This is a genomic window from Streptomyces sp. NPDC052687 (genome assembly GCF_040678395.1).
Classification (GTDB): Bacteria; Actinomycetota; Actinomycetes; order Streptomycetales; family Streptomycetaceae; genus Streptomyces.
The window spans coordinates 31,709-49,232 of record NZ_JBFATR010000011.1 but is presented as its reverse complement, the minus strand read 5'-3'; the positions used below and the strand labels follow the sequence as shown (position 1 = coordinate 49,232).

The 17,524-nt window shown below is 71.8% G+C and carries 19 protein-coding genes and 1 pseudogene; 13 read left to right on the top strand and 7 right to left on the bottom strand.

What is annotated here, in order from left to right:
* Positions 1–56: 56 nt before the first annotated feature.
* Both AB0K92_RS12875 and AB0K92_RS12870 read left to right on the top strand, forming a co-directional pair.
* Positions 57–446, top strand: coding sequence for a hypothetical protein (locus AB0K92_RS12875; RefSeq protein WP_365922141.1), 390 nt, complete (start codon positions 57–59; stop codon positions 444–446).
* A 25-nt stretch (positions 447–471) separates the two neighbouring features.
* A complete protein-coding gene (locus AB0K92_RS12870) occupies positions 472–789 on the top strand; it encodes an antitoxin (RefSeq protein WP_365922139.1) in 318 nt (105 codons plus the stop codon).
* A 195-nt stretch (positions 790–984) separates the two neighbouring features.
* On the opposite strand, the gene AB0K92_RS12865 is transcribed toward AB0K92_RS12870, so the two are convergent.
* The 3 genes and pseudogenes from AB0K92_RS12865 to AB0K92_RS12855 form a co-directional block, all read right to left on the bottom strand.
* Positions 985–1,791 carry a class III extradiol dioxygenase subunit B-like domain-containing protein gene (locus AB0K92_RS12865; protein ID WP_365922137.1) on the bottom strand — a complete coding sequence of 269 codons (807 nt, stop codon included), beginning with the start codon at positions 1,789–1,791 and terminating at the stop codon, positions 985–987.
* A 78-nt stretch (positions 1,792–1,869) separates the two neighbouring features.
* Complete coding sequence (miaB, locus tag AB0K92_RS12860) at positions 1,870–3,387, bottom strand: tRNA (N6-isopentenyl adenosine(37)-C2)-methylthiotransferase MiaB (protein ID WP_365922135.1); 1,518 nt, start codon at positions 3,385–3,387, stop codon at positions 1,870–1,872.
* A 171-nt stretch (positions 3,388–3,558) separates the two neighbouring features.
* Positions 3,559–3,717: pseudogene (locus AB0K92_RS12855) on the bottom strand (LuxR C-terminal-related transcriptional regulator); the annotation flags it as partial.
* A gap of 488 nt (positions 3,718–4,205) precedes the next feature.
* Here AB0K92_RS12855 and AB0K92_RS12850 point away from each other — a divergent pair.
* On the top strand, positions 4,206–4,691 hold the full coding sequence (locus AB0K92_RS12850) for a TrkA C-terminal domain-containing protein (protein ID WP_365922133.1): 486 nt from the start codon (positions 4,206–4,208) through the stop codon (positions 4,689–4,691).
* A gap of 4 nt (positions 4,692–4,695) precedes the next feature.
* A complete protein-coding gene (locus AB0K92_RS12845; RefSeq protein ID WP_365922131.1) occupies positions 4,696–5,928 on the top strand; it encodes a cation:proton antiporter in 1,233 nt (410 codons plus the stop codon).
* Between the two features lie 135 nt (positions 5,929–6,063).
* Here AB0K92_RS12845 and AB0K92_RS12840 read toward each other — a convergent pair whose 3' ends face one another.
* Complete coding sequence (locus AB0K92_RS12840; protein WP_365922129.1) at positions 6,064–6,468, bottom strand: MazG nucleotide pyrophosphohydrolase domain-containing protein; 405 nt, start codon at positions 6,466–6,468, stop codon at positions 6,064–6,066.
* 86 nt (positions 6,469–6,554) lie between these two features.
* On the opposite strand from AB0K92_RS12840, the gene AB0K92_RS12835 reads away from it, so the two are divergent.
* Positions 6,555–7,547, top strand: coding sequence for a TAXI family TRAP transporter solute-binding subunit (locus AB0K92_RS12835; protein ID WP_365922127.1), 993 nt, complete (start codon positions 6,555–6,557; stop codon positions 7,545–7,547).
* 43 nt (positions 7,548–7,590) lie between these two features.
* Here the strand turns inward: AB0K92_RS12835 and AB0K92_RS12830 are convergent, their stop codons facing one another.
* A complete protein-coding gene (locus tag AB0K92_RS12830) occupies positions 7,591–8,982 on the bottom strand; it encodes a HAMP domain-containing sensor histidine kinase (RefSeq protein WP_365922125.1) in 1,392 nt (463 codons plus the stop codon).
* Between the two features lie 9 nt (positions 8,983–8,991).
* The gene (locus AB0K92_RS12825; RefSeq protein WP_365922123.1) at positions 8,992–9,678 is read right to left on the bottom strand and encodes a response regulator transcription factor; all 687 of its coding nucleotides are present in this window, start codon (positions 9,676–9,678) and stop codon (positions 8,992–8,994) included.
* 288 nt (positions 9,679–9,966) lie between these two features.
* Between AB0K92_RS12825 and AB0K92_RS12820 the strand changes: the two genes are divergently transcribed.
* The 8 genes from AB0K92_RS12820 to AB0K92_RS12785 all read left to right on the top strand — a co-directional run bounded on the left by AB0K92_RS12820 (position 9,967) and on the right by AB0K92_RS12785 (position 16,536).
* On the top strand, positions 9,967–10,743 hold the full coding sequence (locus AB0K92_RS12820) for an amino acid ABC transporter ATP-binding protein (protein ID WP_365922121.1): 777 nt from the start codon (positions 9,967–9,969) through the stop codon (positions 10,741–10,743).
* A gap of 140 nt (positions 10,744–10,883) precedes the next feature.
* Positions 10,884–11,729: a glutamate ABC transporter substrate-binding protein gene (locus AB0K92_RS12815; protein WP_365922119.1), complete on the top strand. Its 846-nt coding sequence runs from the start codon at positions 10,884–10,886 to the stop codon at positions 11,727–11,729.
* A 115-nt stretch (positions 11,730–11,844) separates the two neighbouring features.
* Complete coding sequence (locus tag AB0K92_RS12810) at positions 11,845–12,522, top strand: amino acid ABC transporter permease (RefSeq protein ID WP_365922117.1); 678 nt, start codon at positions 11,845–11,847, stop codon at positions 12,520–12,522.
* Positions 12,519–13,466, top strand: a complete 948-nt coding sequence (locus tag AB0K92_RS12805; protein WP_365922115.1) for an amino acid ABC transporter permease — start codon at positions 12,519–12,521, stop codon at positions 13,464–13,466. The genes AB0K92_RS12810 and AB0K92_RS12805 overlap by 4 nt, the downstream gene beginning before the upstream one ends.
* Before the next feature lie 174 nt (positions 13,467–13,640).
* On the top strand, positions 13,641–15,302 hold the full coding sequence (locus tag AB0K92_RS12800; RefSeq protein WP_365922113.1) for an FAD-dependent monooxygenase: 1,662 nt from the start codon (positions 13,641–13,643) through the stop codon (positions 15,300–15,302).
* Between the two features lie 24 nt (positions 15,303–15,326).
* A complete protein-coding gene (locus AB0K92_RS12795) occupies positions 15,327–15,473 on the top strand; it encodes a putative leader peptide (RefSeq protein WP_365922111.1) in 147 nt (48 codons plus the stop codon).
* 77 nt (positions 15,474–15,550) lie between these two features.
* Positions 15,551–16,126: a cysteine dioxygenase gene (locus tag AB0K92_RS12790; RefSeq protein ID WP_365922109.1), complete on the top strand. Its 576-nt coding sequence runs from the start codon at positions 15,551–15,553 to the stop codon at positions 16,124–16,126.
* Positions 16,123–16,536 carry a rhodanese-like domain-containing protein gene (locus AB0K92_RS12785; RefSeq protein ID WP_365922107.1) on the top strand — a complete coding sequence of 138 codons (414 nt, stop codon included), beginning with the start codon at positions 16,123–16,125 and terminating at the stop codon, positions 16,534–16,536. Before AB0K92_RS12790 ends, AB0K92_RS12785 begins: the two co-directional genes overlap by 4 nt.
* Before the next feature lie 186 nt (positions 16,537–16,722).
* Here the strand turns inward: AB0K92_RS12785 and recX are convergent, their stop codons facing one another.
* Positions 16,723–17,520: a recombination regulator RecX gene (gene recX, locus AB0K92_RS12780; protein ID WP_365922105.1), complete on the bottom strand. Its 798-nt coding sequence runs from the start codon at positions 17,518–17,520 to the stop codon at positions 16,723–16,725.
* Between the last annotated feature and the right edge of the window lie 4 nt (positions 17,521–17,524).

Below are 17,524 nucleotides of genomic sequence, written 5' to 3'. Positions count from 1 at the left end.
TCGGACGCACCGGGCGACGCGGGATTTCGCCCGCACAAGTAACGTATGGAGTGGAAATGGGCGTTTTTGCGCGACTTCTTCGGCGATCGAAGGCTACCGAGGAGGCGTCGGCCGCCGAGGCGCAGGCCGGCACGTCGTCGGCCGGCACGTCGTCGACCGGTTCCGAGTCGAAGGAGTCAGACCAGTCGGGGGAGGCGAAGGGATCGGCCGACGCGGGAGCGGATGTCGGCGGCGACGCCGCGGCGGAGACGATGACGGAGCCGACGACGGACAAGGGCACGAGCACGGGTACGGACACGGGCAAGGCCACCGGCACGGGTGCGGGCGCGCCCACGGCGGAGGCCGGTGACTCCGGCTCCGGCGCGTCCGACGCCGTCGGCATCCCCAAGCAGCAGTCCGCGGTGGAGGCGGCCGACAGTGAGGCCGACAAGGGCGCCCGCACGTAGACTGCCCGCGAGGGAAGGTGGACCCATGGGTCTGTTCGACAATCTGAAAGCCAAGATCAGCCCGGCCAAGGACAAGGTCTCCGGCCTCGCGCAACAGCACGGGGACAAGATCCAGCACGGTATCGACCGTGCCGCCAAGGTCGTCGACGAGCGCACCAAGGGCAAGTACAGCGACAGGATCCAGTCCGGCTCCGGCAAGGCCAAGCACGCCATGGACCGGCTCGCCCACAAGGACGACACCGGGCCCGGAGGCACCACCGGCACACCGCCGGCCACTCCGCCGGGCACCCCGCCCAGCACCCCGCCGGGCACTCCGCCCAGCACCCCGCCGCCGGCCTCCTGAGGCAGTCGGTCACCGCGCGACGAACACCGCACGACCGAGCGGGACGACACGGACCGCACGACGGCGCGCGACCAGTAGCGGCCGAGTGGCCGCTGTACACGCAGGACAAGCAGGACAAGCTGGACAACGCATACGGCGGACGGCCGCGGAGCTGCAGGCTCCCGGCCGTCCGCCGTTTGCGGAACCGCACGCGGCCTACGACCAGGCGGCCACCAAGTAGCCCACTCCGTACGGCGCGTCCTCGTACAGCAGCGCGCCGCTGAGCCCCGCGTCCTCGGCGGCGCCCGCGAGCACCTGCCACGGCGCGCGCCCCGAGGCCTTCAGCTCCCGGGCCAGCCCGGTGTCGAGCGCCTTGAGCGCCGCGACGTCCGCCGCCCCCAGCGCACGCGCGACCTCCGCGTCGAAGGGCGCCGCCCGCTCGTCCAGATAGCCCGGCGCCTTGACCGTCCGGCACGCGCTGGCGTCGCCCATCACCAGCAGCGCCACTCTCCCGGCCTGCCCCGCGATGTCCCTTCCGACGTGGATACACCGCTCGGCGTCGAGCGGTTCCGCCACCGCCAGTCCCTCGATCGGTGCATCGGACCACCCGGTGCGCTCCAGCAGCCAGGCGGCGACCGCCAGCGACGCCGGCAGCTCGCGCTCCGGCCCGGCGGCCTGCTCCCGGCCCAGGCGTACGCCGAGGTCCACACCGAAGCCACGGAAGGAACCCGGCGTGCCCTCCGGGAACGACCGGACTCCCGCGTACGACGTCTCGGACCCCGTGTACGGCCCCTCGGCCGACGCGTGCGGTCCACCGGCCCCGGGGTCCGGGCCGGGGTCCGGGCCGCGGTGGCCGTCTCCGGCGGGCCCGACCACCACCAGCCGGTCGGGCCGGGCGGCGGCGAGCACCCCGAGGGCGTCCGTGCAGGCGGCACGCGCGGCGTCCAGTTCGGGCGCGGCACCCGCGGCGACCGCGGGCACCAGGAGCGGCGGGCAGGGGCATACTGCGGCGGCGACAAGCATGATCGGCAGCGTAACCCCCGCGCGCCGCGGCGGCTCACCGCGTCCGTCCGCGCGGTCGACGACCGTCCGGACGGACCGTCAGTCGCAGCCGCAGGCGCCTGCCGTGGCGGCCGGCAGCGGCTGCGGCACGCCGATCTTCGGCAGGCCCAGCATCACACCCGCCGGCTTGGCGGCCTGCGCGGCGTTCCGCTTCTCCCAGGCGTCCCCCGCGCGGGTGCGGCGCACGGCGAGGACCGGGCCTTCGGCGAGGAGGTGGTGCGGGGCGGCGTAGGTGACCTCGACGGTGACCACGTCGCCGGGGCGCACCTCCTCGTCCGGCTTGGTGAAGTGGACCAGGCGGTTGTCGGGGGCGCGGCCGGAGAGCCGGTGCGTGGCGCCGTCCTTGCGGCCCTCGCCTTCGGCGACCATCAGCTCCAGGGTGCGGCCGACCTGCTTCTTGTTCTCCTCCCAGGAGATCTCCTCCTGGAGGGCCACCAGCCGCTCGTAGCGCGCCTGGACGACCTCCTTGGGGATCTGGTTGTCCATCTCGGCGGCCGGGGTGCCCGGGCGCTTGGAGTACTGGAAGGTGAAGGCCTGGGCGAAGCGGGCCTCGCGCACCACGTGCAGGGTCTGCTCGAAGTCCTCCTCGGTCTCGCCGGGGAAGCCCACGATGATGTCGGTGGTGATCGCGGCGTGCGGAATGGCCGCGCGGACCTTCTCGATGATGCCGAGGTAGCGCTCCTGGCGGTAGGAGCGGCGCATCGCCTTCAGGACGGTGTCCGAGCCGGACTGGAGCGGCATGTGGAGCTGGGGCATCACGTTCGGCGTCTCGGCCATGGCGGCGATGACGTCGTCGGTGAAGTCGCGCGGGTGCGGGGAGGTGAAGCGCACCCGCTCCAGGCCCTCGATCCGGCCGCAGGCCCGCAGCAGCTTGCTGAAGGCCTCGCGGTCGCCGATGTCGGAACCGTACGCGTTGACGTTCTGGCCGAGCAGCGTGATCTCGGAGACGCCCTCGGCGACCAAGGCCTCGACCTCGGCGAGGATGTCGCCGGGGCGCCGGTCCTTCTCCTTGCCGCGCAGCGCCGGGACGATGCAGAAGGTGCAGGTGTTGTTGCAGCCGACGGAGATCGACACCCACGCGGCGTACGCGCTCTCGCGCCGGGTCGGCAGCGTGGAGGGGAACGCCTCCAGCGACTCGGCGATCTCGACCTGCGCCTCCTCCTGCACGCGCGCGCGTTCCAGCAGGACCGGCAGCTTGCCGATGTTGTGCGTGCCGAAGACGACGTCCACCCAGGGCGCCTTCTTCACGATGGTGTCGCGGTCCTTCTGGGCGAGGCAGCCGCCGACCGCGATCTGCATGCCGGGCCGCTTGGCCTTCTTCGGGGCGAGGTGGCCCAGGTTGCCGTACAGCCGGTTGTCGGCGTTCTCACGGACCGCGCAGGTGTTGAAGACGACGACGTCCGCGTCGCCGTCCGAACCCTCGGGCGCGCGCACGTAGCCCGCGTCTTCCAGCAGACCGGCCAGGCGCTCGGAATCATGGACGTTCATCTGGCACCCGTAGGTGCGTACTTCGTATGTGCGGACGCCCACGGTCTGGCTCTGGTCGATGCTGCTCATGGGACAAGGGTAGGCGGTCGGCGGACGTGGCTCGGGCCGCCTGTGGACAACCGGCCGGGGAGGCGCCGGTCACCCGGTCGGCCGAGGCCCGTGGCCACTCGGCCGGCGAGGCCGCGGCCGTCCGCTCACGCGCGCCCAGCCCCGGCTACCGGTCGCCTCACGGCTCACGGCTCACGGCTCGATCAGGCCCGCGCGTATCGCGTAGCGGGTCAGTAACGGGCGGTCGCGCAGGCCCAGCTTGTGCAGCAGGTTCGCGCGGTGGCGTTCGACGGTCCTGGCACTGATGAACAGCAGCTCGGCGATCTCCTTGGAGGTGTGGCCCTCGGCGACCGCGCGGGCCCCCCGGCCGCAGCAGGTCGGCCGCCGCCATGGCCCGGCCCAGCCGTTGCAGGGGGCGAGTCCGGTGCGGAGCACGACCGCGTTCCCGGCCAGCAGCGCCGCGAGACCGCCGATGACGACCAGCGCCTCGCCGGGCAGGACGGGCGTGGACACGGTGACCGGGCCGAGGAGCAGCGCGGCGGCCGTGATCAGGCCGACGGAGTTGAGGGAGAAAGCCGCTGGAACAGCGACACGCTTCCCACTCCGTCCGGTCCCACTCCGTCCGGCCGTGCCCGGTCCAGCCTTGCCGCCGCCCGCCGCCCGCGTATATCCGTGACAACACCCGTGTCGTCACCGTACGGCCGGGTGACAGCATGACCGGCGGGAGTCCCCCGTCATGAGCGGGGGACTCCGGGTCGTACCGCCGAGCGAGGTCCGGGTCCGGCCGCCGAGCGAGGCGAGTACGGTGCACAGGCCCAGCGAAACAAGAGGGAAGAAACGTGTCCGCTCCACGCCTGAAGGCGACGCCGCTGCCGGGTATCGGGGTCCAGTACGACCTCGTGACGCGTGAACAGCGCCATCTGTCCGTGGTCGCGCACCGGGACGGCGCCCGGACGGTCGCCGTGTACCGCGCGGACGACCCCGACTCGTGCGCCCAGTCGCTGCGGCTGACCGGTGCCGAGGCGGGCGCGCTGATCGACGCGCTGATGCCGGCGCACCACAGCACGAGCCTGCTCTACACCACCGACCTGGGCCTGGTGGCCGAGCGGATCGAGGTGGCCGCGACCTCGCACTGGAACGGGCGGGTGCTCGGCGAGACCCGGATGCGGACCGAGACGGGCGCCTCCGTGGTCGCGGTGCTGCGGCGGGCGGAGGCGATCCCGTCCCCGGCGCCGGACTTCCGGCTGGCGGGCGGTGACATCCTGATCGTCATCGGCACGCGGGAGGGCGTCGACGCGGCCGCCGCGATACTCGGACGGGAGTGAGCGCGTGCACTCCGCGGTCCTGTTGATCGAGTTCGGTTCCATCATCCTGGGGCTCGGCCTGCTCGGCCGGGTCGCCGCGCGGTTCCGTTTCTCCCCCATACCGCTGTATCTGCTGGCGGGTCTGGCCTTCGGCGAGGGCGGGCTGCTGCCGCTCGGCGCGAGCGAGCAGTTCATCGCCACGGGCGCCGAGATCGGCGTGATCCTGCTGCTGCTGATGCTCGGCCTGGAGTACTCGGCGAGCGACCTCGTCTCCAACCTCAAGGCGCACTACCCGGCCGGTCTGGTGGACTGCGCGCTCAACGCGCTGCCGGGCGCCGCGGCGGCGCTGTTGCTCGGCTGGGGACCGGTCGCCGCCGTCGTCCTCGCCGGGGTCACCTGGATCTCCTCTTCCGGGGTCATCGCCAAGGTGCTCGGCGAGCTGGGGCGGATCGGCAACCGGGAGACGCCGGTCATCCTCAGCGTGCTGGTCCTGGAGGACCTGGCGATGGCCGTGTACCTGCCGATCGTCACCGCGCTGGTCGCCGGCGTCGGTCTCGCCGCCGGGAGCGTGACACTGGCCATCGCGCTGGGCGTCGCGGGGCTGGTGCTCTTCGCGGCCGTGCGCTACGGGCGGGTCATCTCGCGGTTCGTCTCCAGCGACGACCCGGAGAAGCTGCTGCTGGTGGTGCTCGGTCTGACGATCCTGGTCGCCGGGGTCGCCCAGCAGCTCCAGGTGTCCGCGGCCGTGGGCGCCTTCCTGGTCGGCATCGCGCTGTCCGGGGAGGTCGCGGAGGGCGCGCACACCCTGCTGAGCCCGCTGCGGGACCTGTTCGCCGCGGTGTTCTTCGTCTTCTTCGGGCTGCACACCGATCCGGCGAGCATTCCCCCGGTGCTGCTGCCCGCGCTCGCGCTGGCCGTCGTCACCGCCCTGACGAAAATCGCCACCGGCTACTGGGCGGCCCGGCGGGCCGGGATCTCCGTCAAGGGACGGTGGCGGACGGGCGGCGCGCTGGTGGCGCGCGGGGAGTTCTCGATCGTCATCGCCGGGCTGGCGGTCACCGCGGGCATCGAACCGGCGCTGGGCCCGCTGGCCACCGCGTACGTCCTGCTGCTGGTCGTCCTCGGACCGCTCACCGCGCGGTACACCGAGCCGGTGGCGATGTGGTGGACCCGCCGCCGCGCGGCCCGCGCGCGGACCGCGTCGGCCGTCCGGCCGGCCGACGAGGAACAGCGGGCGCAGGCGCCGGTCGGCGACTGAGACGCCTCCCCCTCGGGGGTTGGGCGACTACCAGGCGTCCGCCCCCGAGCGGGCCGATAGGGCTCCCTCGACGCGGGGGACGACTCAACAGGCGGGCGGGCAGGCGTCGCGCGCGGACGGACGGACGGGAAGCTCTCAGGTCCCCTCCGCCCGCCACCCCTGGCGCCGCAGCACCGCCGCCACGTCGGGCTTCTCGTAGTGCTCCCCCTTGAGGACCTTGCCGTCGGCCCTGCGGACGACGGTGCCGTCGGGGCCCAGCTTGGTCATGTTGGAGCGGTGGATCTCGGCGATCACCTGGTCGAGGTCGATGCCGTGGACGAGGGCGGTGCCGTACGCCACGTAGACGACGTCCGCCAGTTCGTGCGCGAGCCGGTCGAGCGGGCCGTCGACCGAGACCTCGGCGACCTCCGCGGCCTCCTCGGCGAGCAGGGCCCCTCTCTGCGCGGCCAGTTCCGGTGAGACCTCGGTCGGTGTCGTACGGGCGTCGAGGCCGAAGGCGAGGTGGAACTCACGGACCAGGTCGGCGGGCGAGGAACTCATGCGTCGACTGTAGCGGCCGCCACCGACACCGCCCTCTGTGATTCCGGCCCTGGTCAGGTGGGCTGCGGGCTGGCAGGATCGCCCGCATGTCCAAGCTGTTCCCCCGCACCGGCCGGCGCCGCCTCCTGCAGAGCGCGGCCGTCGCTGTCGTGGCTCTCGGGCTGCTGCTGTGGTGGCTGCTGCCGCTGGAGGAGGAGCCACCGCGCGGGACGGTCACGTTCAGCACGGGCACCCGCGCGGGCGTCTATTACGAGTACGGCGACCGGCTGCGCAAGGAACTCGCCAAGGACATGCCGGGCCTCAAGGTGGAGCTGCTCACCAGTGACGGCTCGCAGGAGAACGTCGCCCGCGTGGCCACCGGGAAGGCGGACTTCACCATCGCCGCGGCCGACGCGGTGGAGACGTACAAGCTCGGCGGCGAGGGCGCCGACCGGCTGCGCGGGGTGGCTCGTCTGTACGACGACTACGTGCAACTCGTCGTCCCGCCGCACTCGGAGATCGAGTCCGTGGCGGACCTGCGCGGCAAACGGGTCGCCATAGGGCTGCCCGACTCGGGGGTGCGGCTGATCGCGACCCGGCTGCTCAAGGCGGTCGGCATCGACCCGGAGAAGGACATCACGCCGTACCCGGACGGCATCGACACCGGTCCGAGGAAGCTGGGCACGAAGCTCGACGCGTTCTTCTGGTCGGGCGGACTGCCGACGGACGGTTTGCGCAAGCTCACCAAGACCGAGTCGTTCCGGTTCATCCCGGTCAGTCCCGATCTGGTCGCCAAGCTGCACAAGCAGCGCGCCGCCACGCGGTACTACCGCGCCACGAACATGCCCGAGTCGGCCTACCCGACCATCCAGATGGGGCAGGCCGTGCCGACGCTCGCGGTGTCCAACCTGCTCATCACCCGCAAGGACATGGATCCCCGGCTGACCGAGTGGCTGACCCGGACCGTCATCAAGAGCCGCGACCGCATCGGCGCGCACGTGCACTCCGCCCAGCTGGTCGACCTGCGCACCGCGATCTACACCGACCCGCTGACCCTGCACGAGGGCGCGCGGCGCTACTACCGCTCGGTGAAGCCGTAAGGGGAGAAGGCCCCAGCGGAGCGCCCGCGCGGTGCCCTCCTTTTCACGCCGCCGGCCCGCTCCTGGGCACGGTCACCGTCACCTTCAGCCCGTGCGGCTCGTGGTGGTCGTACGTGATCGAACCGCCCGCCGAGGCGAGCAGCGCCCGGCTGATGGACAGGCCGAGGCCTGAGCCTTTGACGTTCTGATGGCGGTTGCTGCGCCAGAAACGGTCTCCCACGCGGGTCAGTTCCTCGTCGGTGAGGCCGGGGCCGCGGTCCGCGACCACGACGGTCGAGGTGTCGCCGTGGGACGCGACGCGGACCTCCACCAGCTCGCCCGCCGGGGTGAACTTCAGCGCGTTGTCGATCACCGCGTCCAGCGCGCTGGACAGGGTGACCGCGTCGGCCCAGGCGGTGGTGGGCGGGCAGTCGGCCACCAACCGTACGCCCTTCGCCTCGGCGGTCGGCGCCCAGGCGGCGACGCGCTCGGCGGTGAGCGCGCCGATGTCGGTGAGGCCCAGATCGGCCTCGACGTGCTCGGCGAGCGCCAGGTCGAGCAGGTCGTCCAGGACCTGCGCGAGGCGCTTGCCCTCGGCCTGGACGGAGGCGATCTCCTCGTTGCCCTCGGGCAGTTCGAGCGCCAGCAGCTCGATGCGCAGCAGCAGTGCCGCGAGGGGGTTGCGCAGCTGGTGGGAGGCGTCGGCGACGAAGGCGCGCTGCTGCTCCAGGACGTTCTCGACGTTGTCGGCCATCTCGTTGAACGACCGGGCCAGCCGTCTCAGCTCCGGCGGCCCGCTGGCCACGGCCACCCTCGACTTGAGCCGCCCGGTGGCGATGTCGTGGGTGGTGGCGTCCAGGACGCGGACGGGCCTGAGCACCCAGCCGGTGAGCCGGAGCGCGGCGCCCACGGCCAGCAGCATCGCGGCGGTCTCGCCCGCGGCGATGACCAGCCAGCCGCGCAGGATCCGCGACCGCATCTGGCCGGTCGGCGAGTCGGTGACCACCACCGCGACGACGTCGCCGTCCCGGATCACCGGCGAGGCGACGACCAGACGGTGCCGCTGCCAGGGCCACACCTGCTTCGGGTCGTGGCTGCGGCGGCTCAGGAACGCCTCGTCGACGGCGGCCCGCACCTCACCCGATCGAGGGAGCAGCCAGTCGTCGGGCGCATGAGCCATGGGGATGTCGTCGTGGTAGAAGACACCGGCACGAATGCCGTAGACCTTGTGGTAGCTGATCAGTTCGCGTCTCAGCGTCTCGCGGCGCTCGTCGCGCACCGTGGGGTCGGCGGTGACGAACTGGGCGAGGGCCGCGAACCGCGCGGTGTCGTCGATCCGGTCGACGACGACCTTCTGCTGCTGGGCCGCCGCGAGACTGACGGCGAGCGGGACGCCGAGCGCCAGCAGCACGGCCGCCATCAGGACGATGAGCAGCGGCAGAAGACGTGTGCGCACCCTGCCCCGCTACGCGTCCGGAGCGACGAGCCGGTAACCGACGCCGCGCACGGTCTCGATGAGCGTCGGCATGCGCAGCTTGGCCCGCAGGGACGCGACATGCACCTCCAGGGTGCGGCCGGTCCCCTCCCAGCTGGTCCGCCAGACCTCGCTGATGATCTGTTCCCGCCGGAAGACCACGCCCGGGCGCTGCGCCAGCAGGGCCAGGAGGTCGAACTCCTTGCGGGTCAGCTGGACGACCGAGCCGTCCACGCTGACCTGGCGGGTGGGCAGCTCGATGCGGACGGGGCCCAGGTGGACGGCGGTCTCGACGGGGCCGGTGGCGTCCTCGTGGGCGGTGCGCCGGCTCACCGCGTGGATCCGCGCGAGCAACTCCCCGGTGTCGTACGGCTTCACGACGTAGTCGTCGGCCCCGAGGTTGAGGCCGTGGATGCGGGAGCGGACGTCGGACCGCGCGGTGACCATGATCACCGGTGTGGCGGTGCGCTTGCGGATCTTGCTGCACACCTCGTAGCCGTCCTGGTCGGGCAGGCCGAGGTCGAGCAGGACGACGCCGAAGCCGGGGCCCTCGGGCACCAGGGCCTGCAGTGCCTCCTCGCCGCTGCGCGCGTGCGTGACGTCGAAGCCGTGCCGCGCGAGGACCGCGGACAGCGCGGTGGCGACATGGTTGTCGTCCTCGACGAGGAGAAGTCTCATCCCGGCCCCCTTCGGTTCATCGGCTGGACGGATCGCGCGGGTACAAACGCGTGCACGCGCGCGGGTGCACCAAGGCAGTCACGCTGATGGATGAGGACGGCGTCAAGAGGGTTCCGGTTGTGCGGCCCCGAAGTTATCCGGCCGATACGCGCGCAGGTCACAAGTGCTACGACAGGTGTCCGATTGCTATCGGATCGTGATGCTCAGATTCCCCTCAGATGTAATGACGCAGGTCGCGTAGGGTTATTAGTGTCCTCCGAAACCCGAGGAGGACGGAGCCAGCAAGCGATGACCGAAGTATCGGTGGCCAAGGAAGATTCGGCCGCGACCGGCGAACTGGTCGTCCTGAAGAGCGTCAACAAGCACTTCGGCGCGTTGCACGTACTCCAGGACATCGATCTCACGATCGCCCGCGGCGAGGTCGTCGTGGTCATCGGGCCCTCCGGGTCCGGGAAGTCCACCCTGTGCCGCACCATCAACCGCCTCGAGACGATCGACTCCGGCACGATCACGATCGACGGCAAGCCGCTGCCCCAGGAGGGCAAGGAGCTGGCCCGGCTGCGCGCCGACGTCGGGATGGTGTTCCAGTCCTTCAACCTCTTCGCGCACAAGACCGTGCTCGAGAACGTGATGCTCGGCCAGATCAAGGTCCGCAAGGCGGACAAGAAGCAGGCCGAGGAGAAGGCGCGCGCCCTGCTGGACCGGGTCGGCGTGGCGGCGCAGGCGGACAAGTACCCCGCGCAGCTCTCCGGCGGCCAGCAGCAGCGTGTCGCCATCGCGCGGGCCCTGGCCATGGGCCCCAAGGTCATGCTCTTCGACGAGCCGACGTCGGCTCTCGACCCGGAGATGATCAACGAGGTCCTGGAGGTCATGCAGCAGCTCGCCCGTGAGGGCATGACCATGATCGTGGTCACCCACGAGATGGGCTTCGCGCGATCGGCAGCAAACCGCGTGGTGTTCATGGCGGACGGCCGCATCGTCGAAGAGGCTGCGCCCGACCAGTTCTTCAGCAACCCGCGCAGCGACCGCGCCAAGGACTTCCTGTCGAAGATCCTGCACCACTGACCCGGTCCCGTCGCCCCGCGCGACGCTCCCGCGTCACCCCCGCACCGGACGGCCCGCACCGCCGGCACCACCGCACCGGACGGCCGCGTCACCCGCACCGGACGGCCCGCGTCCCCTTCACCACGCAAAGGATGTTCACCATGAAGCTCCGCAAGGTCACCGCCGCGGCCGCGGCCGCGCTCGTCCTGTCGATCACCGCCACCGCGTGCGGCGGTGACGGCGACAAGGACAACGAGGGCTCGGGTTCCGGCGGCGGCGACAAGATCAAGATCGGCATCAAGTACGACCAGCCCGGTCTCGGTCTGAAGGAGCCCGACGGTTCCTTCTCCGGCTTCGACGTCGACGTGGCGACGTACGTGGCCAAGGAACTCGGCTACGAGCCCGACGAGATCGAGTGGGTCGAGACCAAGAGCGCCGACCGTGAGAACGCGCTGTCCCGCGGCGACGTGAAGTTCATCGCCGCGACGTACTCCATCACCGACGAGCGCAAGCAGAAGGTCGACTTCGCCGGCCCGTACCTGCTGGCCCACCAGGACCTGCTGGTCAAGAAGGACTCGGACATCACCGAGGCCACGGACCTCAACGGCAAGAAGCTGTGTTCGGTCACCGGCTCGACGTCGGCGCAGAACGTCAAGGACGACTTCGCCCCGAAGGCTCAGCTGCGGACGTACGGCACGTACTCGGAGTGCATCGCCGGCCTGCAGAGCGGTGCCGTCGACGCGCTGACCACCGACGACTCGATCCTCGCCGGTTACGCCGCGCAGGACGCGTACAAGGGCAAGTTCAAGCTGGCCGGTCTGAAGCTCAGCAACGAGAACTACGGCATCGGCGTCAAGAAGGGCGACACCGAGACCCTGAACAAGATCAACGACGCGCTGGAGAAGATGGTCGCCGACAAGTCCTGGGAGAAGGCCGTCCAGGAGAACTTCGGCCCGGCCGGTTACAAGAACGAGCCGGCTCCGAAGATCGGCAACATCGTCAAGTAAGGCTCTGGCAGTCCAGTAACGCGGAATTGCCGAGGCGTGCCGCCGCCCGCCGCGATCAGGGCGGCGGCACGCCACGTCCGCCACGTACGCCACACACCCGGAAGCGCGGGAGATCGTGTTCGACTTCATTTCTGACTATGACGATCCAACCTTGTTGGGTGCCTTCTGGGTGACGGTGCAGCTCACCGTGTTCTCGGCCATCGGCTCCCTGGTCTGGGGCACCCTGCTGGCGGCGATGCGGGTCAGCCCGGTGCCGCTGATGCGCGGGTTCGGGACCGCCTACGTGAACATCGTCCGGAACATCCCGCTCACCGTCATCATCGTCTTCACCTCGCTCGGTCTCGCCGACATCTTCGGCATGACCATGGGCGCGCCCGACGACTTCGAGGTCCAGGGCTTCCGCCTGGCGGTGCTCGGCCTGGTCGCGTACACCGCGGCCTTCGTGTGCGAGGCGCTGCGCTCCGGCATCAACACGGTGCCGGTCGGGCAGGCGGAGGCGGCCCGCGCGATCGGACTGAGCTTCAGCCAGGTCCTGCGTCTCGTCGTGCTGCCGCAGGCGTTCCGCTCGGTGATCGGCCCGCTGGCGAACGTCCTGATCGCGCTCACCAAGAACACGACGGTGGCGGCCACGATCGGTGTGGCGGAGGCCGCCCTGCTGATGAAGGAAATGATCGAGAACGAGGCTCAGACGCTGCTCATCGGCGCGGTCTTCGCCTTCGGTTTCGTGGTACTGACCCTGCCCACCGGCCTGATCCTCGGCTGGCTGAGCAAGCGACTGGCGGTGAAGCGGTGACCTCGGTCCTCTACGACGCCCCCGGCCCCGGGGCCAAGCGGCGCAACATCATCTTCTCGGTCGTCTTCTTCGCCCTGCTGGCCCTCCTGCTGTGGTGGGTCTACACGGTGATGGACGACAAGGGCCAGCTGGAGTGGTCCCTGTGGAAGCCGTTCACCGAGTCGGAGGCGTGGACGACGTACCTGCTGCCGGGCCTCGGTGACACGCTCAAGGCCGCGGCGCTGGCCATGATCATCGCGCTGCCGCTGGGCGCCGTCCTCGGCATCGCCCGGATGTCCGACCACCGGTGGGTACGGATTCCGGCCGGCGCGGTGGTGGAGTTCTTCCGGGCCATCCCGGTACTGCTGCTGATGCTGTTCGCCAACGAGTTCTACGCCCGCTCCACGGACGTCAGCAGCGAGGACCGGCCCCTGTACGCGGTCGTCACCGGCCTGGTGCTCTACAACGCCTCGGTCCTCGCGGAGATCGTCCGCGCGGGCATCCTCGCCCTGCCCAAGGGACAGACCGAGGCGGCTCAGGCCATCGGTCTGCGCAAAAGCCAGACCATGACCAGCGTCCTGCTGCCGCAGGCGGTCACGGCGATGCTCCCGGCGATCGTCACCCAGCTGGTCGTCATCGTGAAGGACACCGCGCTGGGCGGCGTGATGCTCGGCTTCACCGAGCTGCTGAACGCGCGCGGCACGCTCGCGGCGAATTACGCGAACGTGATCCCGAGCTTCATCGTCGTGGGGATCATCTACATCATCGTCAACTTCCTCCTCACGAGCTTCGCGAGCTGGCTGGAGGGGTGGCTGCGGCGCAGCAAGCGGTCGACGGGTGCGGTGCTCGGGGCCGACGAGGTGAAGGAGCTGAACCCGGCAGCGGTCGGAGGCTCCTTCGGGACCGGTGGCGAAGGCGGCGGCCCGGGTGGCTTCGGCGGTTTCACCCATCCGCCGAAGAACTGACGCACCAACAGCTTCCCTGTGAACGCGAAGGCAGTGGCGAACCCGCCACTGCCTTCGTCACTTGACGCAAGCACCCGCAATAGGTTGCATACTTTCTGTGATCGTGCACCCTGCTCCACCTTCCTGTTCCCTCACATCCCTCAGGACACCGTCACGGGCAGGGGGCGCCGCGCCGTGGACCCGGTGATCATCGTCGGAGCGGGGCCCGTCGGGCTGACGCTCGCCCTGGCACTGGCGCGTCAGGAGGTGCCGTGCGTCGTCCTCGACGAGGGCCCGGGCAAGGACGAACCGCGCCTGGCGCGCACCGTCGCCCTGCACGAGGACACCGCCGCGCTGATGTCCCGGCTGACCGGGACGGCACTGGACGAGGCCGGCGCGCACTGGGCCGGATGGCGGTCGATGCGGCGCAAGCAGGTGATGCGCGAGATCACGTTCGGCGAGGCCCCGGAGGACGACGCGGAGGACGACGCGCCCCCGGTCTCCCCGCTGCACATCGCCCAGCACGTGCTCACGGACGCCCTGCGCGCCGCGCTGGCGCGGGAACGAATCGTCAAGATCGTCGCGGGGAGCCGGCTGGACGCCGTGGAGCAGGAACCCTCGGGCGTCACCGCGCACACCCGCGGCGCCCAGGGCACCTGGTGGCGCGGCAGTTACCTGGTGGGCTGCGACGGCCCCCGCTCGACCGTGCGCAAGCTCCTGGACATCCGCTTCCCGGGCCGTACGGCGGTGGAGCGGCACGCCGTGGCCGCGCTGCGGACGGAACTTCCGTGGCCGGGTCAGGCGTTGCTCCACCGGATGCCGCCGTGGCGGTCGTCGGGGCCCTCGGCCGGGGAGGTGACCGCTCGCCCGCTGCCGGACGGTGTCTGGCGGCTGGACTGGCTGCTGCCGCCCGGCAAGGACCTGGTCACGCCCGAGCTGCTGCTGGCCCGCGTCCAGGAGACCCTGACCGGCTGGACGGGCGAGGCCTCACCGTCGTACGAACTGCTGGACACCGGAGTGCACATCGTCCACCACCGGCTGGCAAGGCGCTGGCGGGCGGGCCGGGTCTTCCTCGCCGGGGACGCGGCGCATCTGCTCGGCGCGCTCGGCACCCAGGGGCTGGACGAGGGGCTGCGGGACGCCGACAACCTCGCCTGGAAGCTGGCGCTGGCGTGGCACCACGGGCCGCACGAGGCGCTGCTCGACAGCTACCAGGCCGAGCGGCGCGCGGTCGTCGCCGCCCGGCTGCGCGCCGCCGACCAGGCGTTGCCGCAGGTGCGCGGCGGCAAGGGCCTGCGCTCGTACGTGCCGGGCGCCGCCCGCGGTCATGACGCGCTGCTCACCGACGGCCACCTGGGCAGCGGCCCGCTGGGCGCCCCCGGCGGCTATGCCGACTCCCCGCTCGCACCCCGGCACATCGAGGCCGAGGTCCCGGTCGCCACCCCGCCGGGAGCACCGGTCACCGATGTCGTGGTCACCGCGGAGGACGGCTCGTTCGTACGGCTGCGCGACCGGCTCGGCCGGGGCACGCTGCTCGTCGTGCTGATCGCGCCCGGTACCGGCGTGTGGGAGCGCAAGCACTGGGCGACGGCCGGGATCATGCCCCGGCTCGCGGCCGCGGTGTCCGCCCTGCCGCACCCCGCCGAGCTGCTGGTCGCCGAGAGCTATCCCGGCGCGGCCGCCCACACCGTGCTCCTCGTCCGGCCCGACGGCCATCTCGTCACGGCCCTGAACGGGGTGCGCCCCGCCGACCTCTACGCGGCGGCCGAGGCGACGCTCGGCGGCCCGGCCCAGGCCGGCGCCGGAGGCGGGACGCGAGCCGGGGTCCAGGCGGAGGCCGGTGCTAGCTCGCGCTGAGAGCTGAGGGCGCTCGCTGTCACCATGTGTCCACATGGTGACAGCGAGTTGACCAGTCTGGACCGGCATGGTCTACTCCGGATCGTGACCGACACCTGCGTGCGCCTGTGGCGACGGGTCCATATGGACCTCGTCCGTTACGCGGGCTGCGTGTGTCGACCGTCCTGCTGATCTCGCTTCCTCTCTCTGCCGCGCGCCGCTCGATGCGTTGTCGCGCGCGCTTCCGCGAACTCATCAGGACGGTCCACGTGTCTGCCCTCTTTCCCTCCCCCGCCCCCACCCCCTCCCCTGCCTCCGCCGCCTCCGCCGCGTCCGCCGCGGGGCGTGGCTCCGCGCCCACCCAGGCCGATCTGCTGGACTTCGTCCGGCGTGCGGCGGCCGACACCGCGCTGATCGAATCCCTGCCGCTCGACCCGGAGGGCCGTACCTGGGTACGGCTCCAGGGGCCCGGCGGCAGCGAGGCCTGGCTGATCGGCTGGCCGCCCGGCACGGGTACCGGCTGGCACGACCACGCCGACTCGGTGGGCGCCTTCCTCACCGCGCGCGGCGAACTGCGGGAGAACGCGCTGGCCGCGCGGCTGCCCACCGACGGCTGGAAGACCCTCGAACTCACCGAGGGTGTGGACCGCCACCGCCTGCTGCCGGCCGGTCAGGGCCGCGCCTTCGGCCGTCACCACGTCCACGAGGTGCTCAACGAGTCGACCGAGGAGCACGCGATCTCGGTCCACGCCTACTACCCGCCGCTGCCCCGGATCCGCCGCTTCAGCCGCACGGGCCAGGTGCTGCGCCTGGAGCACGTCGAGCGCCCGGAGGACTGGCAGTGAGCGGCGGCGAGCGCGAGGCGCCCGTGGGCATCGACCAGTTGCTGGAGCGGGTGCGGGCGGGCTACGAGCGGATCGGGCCGCGCGAGGCCTACACCGCCCAGCAGGCCGGTGAGGCACTGCTCGTGGACATCCGGTACGCCGCGCTGCGCGAGCGGGACGGCCTGCTCCCCGGCGCCCTGGTCGTGGAGCGCAACGAACTGGAGTGGCGGCTCGACCCCTGGGGCAGCCACCGTCTTCCCGAGGCCACCGGCCATGAGCTGCGGGTCGTGGTGCTGTGCAACGAGGGATACGCGTCGTCCCTCGCCGCCGAGTCCCTGCACCGGCTGGGACTGCACCGGGCCACGGACGTGATCGGCGGCTTCCAGGCCTGGCGGGCGGCGGGGCTGCCGGTGGTCGAGCAGCACGCCTAGCGCCAGCCGGCGCGGGGCGCGCGCCCGGGGGACGTGGCGGGTCCTTCGGCCCTGTACGCGATGGGCGCCCCCGCGCGTCCACCGTGTGCAGGGCCCGTGACGGCGCGGCGCCGCGCCGAAGCCGCCGGCCGCACCGAAGCCCTCGGCCACGTCGGAGCGTCAGCCGCGTCGGAGCCGACAGCCGCGTCAGAACCCCTCGTCCTCCAGGAACTCCGTGTCCTCCCCCTCCTCCTCCAGCGCCTGCCGGACGATCCGCAGGGCCAGGCCCTCGGAGTAGCCCTTGCGGGCGAGCATCCCCGCGAGGCGGCGGAGCCGTTTGTCCCGGTCGAGGCCGCGGGTGGCGCGCAGCTTACGGGCGACCAGCTCACGCGCGGTCGCCTCCTCCTGTTCGGAGTCGAGCCGGCCGACCGCCGCGTCGATCAGCGTGGAGTCGACGCCCTTGGTGCGCAGCTCCCGGGCGAGCGCGCGCCGGGCCAGTCCCCGGCCGTGGTGGCGGGACTCCACCCAGGCGTCCGCGAAGGCGCTGTCGTCGATCAGTCCCACCTCTTCGAAGCGTGACAGCACCTCCTCGGCGACGTCGTCCGGGATCTCCCGCTTGCGCAGGGCGTCCGCGAGTTGCTTGCGGGTGCGCGGGGTCCCGGTGAGCAGGCGCAGGCAGATCGCTCGCGCCCGCTCGACCGGGTCCCCTGAGGACTCCCCCTTCTCGGCCCTCGACGAGAGAGAGGAGCCCCCGTCCTCGGCGGGCGGATCCCCGAAGCCGCGCCGACGTCCACGCCGTCCGCGTGAGCCGCCCGCGCCGCGCGGGGAGCCTCCGTTCGTCCCCGCACCGGGGGACGGGTCGTACGGGTCGTGCGGGTGGTGCGGGTCGCCGTCCGACCGGCCGGCGCCCTGTCCGGCGGCGCGCCCGTCGTCCTCGCTCCCCGGCTCCCACGCGGGGCCGGGGTGGGCGTACTCGTACTCGGACCAGTCGGTTCGCCGTGTCACGGGC

What these genes read in the sequence shown, in the direction of transcription:
- AB0K92_RS12875 (WP_365922141.1), top strand. Translation starts at nt 57, where the DNA reads ATGGGCGTTTTTGCGCGACTTCTTCGGCGATCGAAGGCTACCGAGGAG.
- AB0K92_RS12870 (WP_365922139.1), top strand. Translation starts at nt 472, where the DNA reads ATGGGTCTGTTCGACAATCTGAAAGCCAAGATCAGCCCGGCCAAGGAC.
- AB0K92_RS12865 (WP_365922137.1), bottom strand. Translation starts at nt 1,791, where the DNA reads ATGCTTGTCGCCGCCGCAGTATGCCCCTGCCCGCCGCTCCTGGTGCCC.
- miaB (WP_365922135.1), bottom strand. Translation starts at nt 3,387, where the DNA reads ATGAGCAGCATCGACCAGAGCCAGACCGTGGGCGTCCGCACATACGAA.
- AB0K92_RS12840 (WP_365922129.1), bottom strand. Translation starts at nt 6,468, where the DNA reads ATGAGTTCCTCGCCCGCCGACCTGGTCCGTGAGTTCCACCTCGCCTTC.
- AB0K92_RS12835 (WP_365922127.1), top strand. Translation starts at nt 6,555, where the DNA reads ATGTCCAAGCTGTTCCCCCGCACCGGCCGGCGCCGCCTCCTGCAGAGC.
- AB0K92_RS12825 (WP_365922123.1), bottom strand. Translation starts at nt 9,678, where the DNA reads ATGAGACTTCTCCTCGTCGAGGACGACAACCATGTCGCCACCGCGCTG.
- AB0K92_RS12820 (WP_365922121.1), top strand. Translation starts at nt 9,967, where the DNA reads ATGACCGAAGTATCGGTGGCCAAGGAAGATTCGGCCGCGACCGGCGAA.
- AB0K92_RS12815 (WP_365922119.1), top strand. Translation starts at nt 10,884, where the DNA reads ATGAAGCTCCGCAAGGTCACCGCCGCGGCCGCGGCCGCGCTCGTCCTG.
- AB0K92_RS12795 (WP_365922111.1), top strand. Translation starts at nt 15,327, where the DNA reads ATGTGTCCACATGGTGACAGCGAGTTGACCAGTCTGGACCGGCATGGT.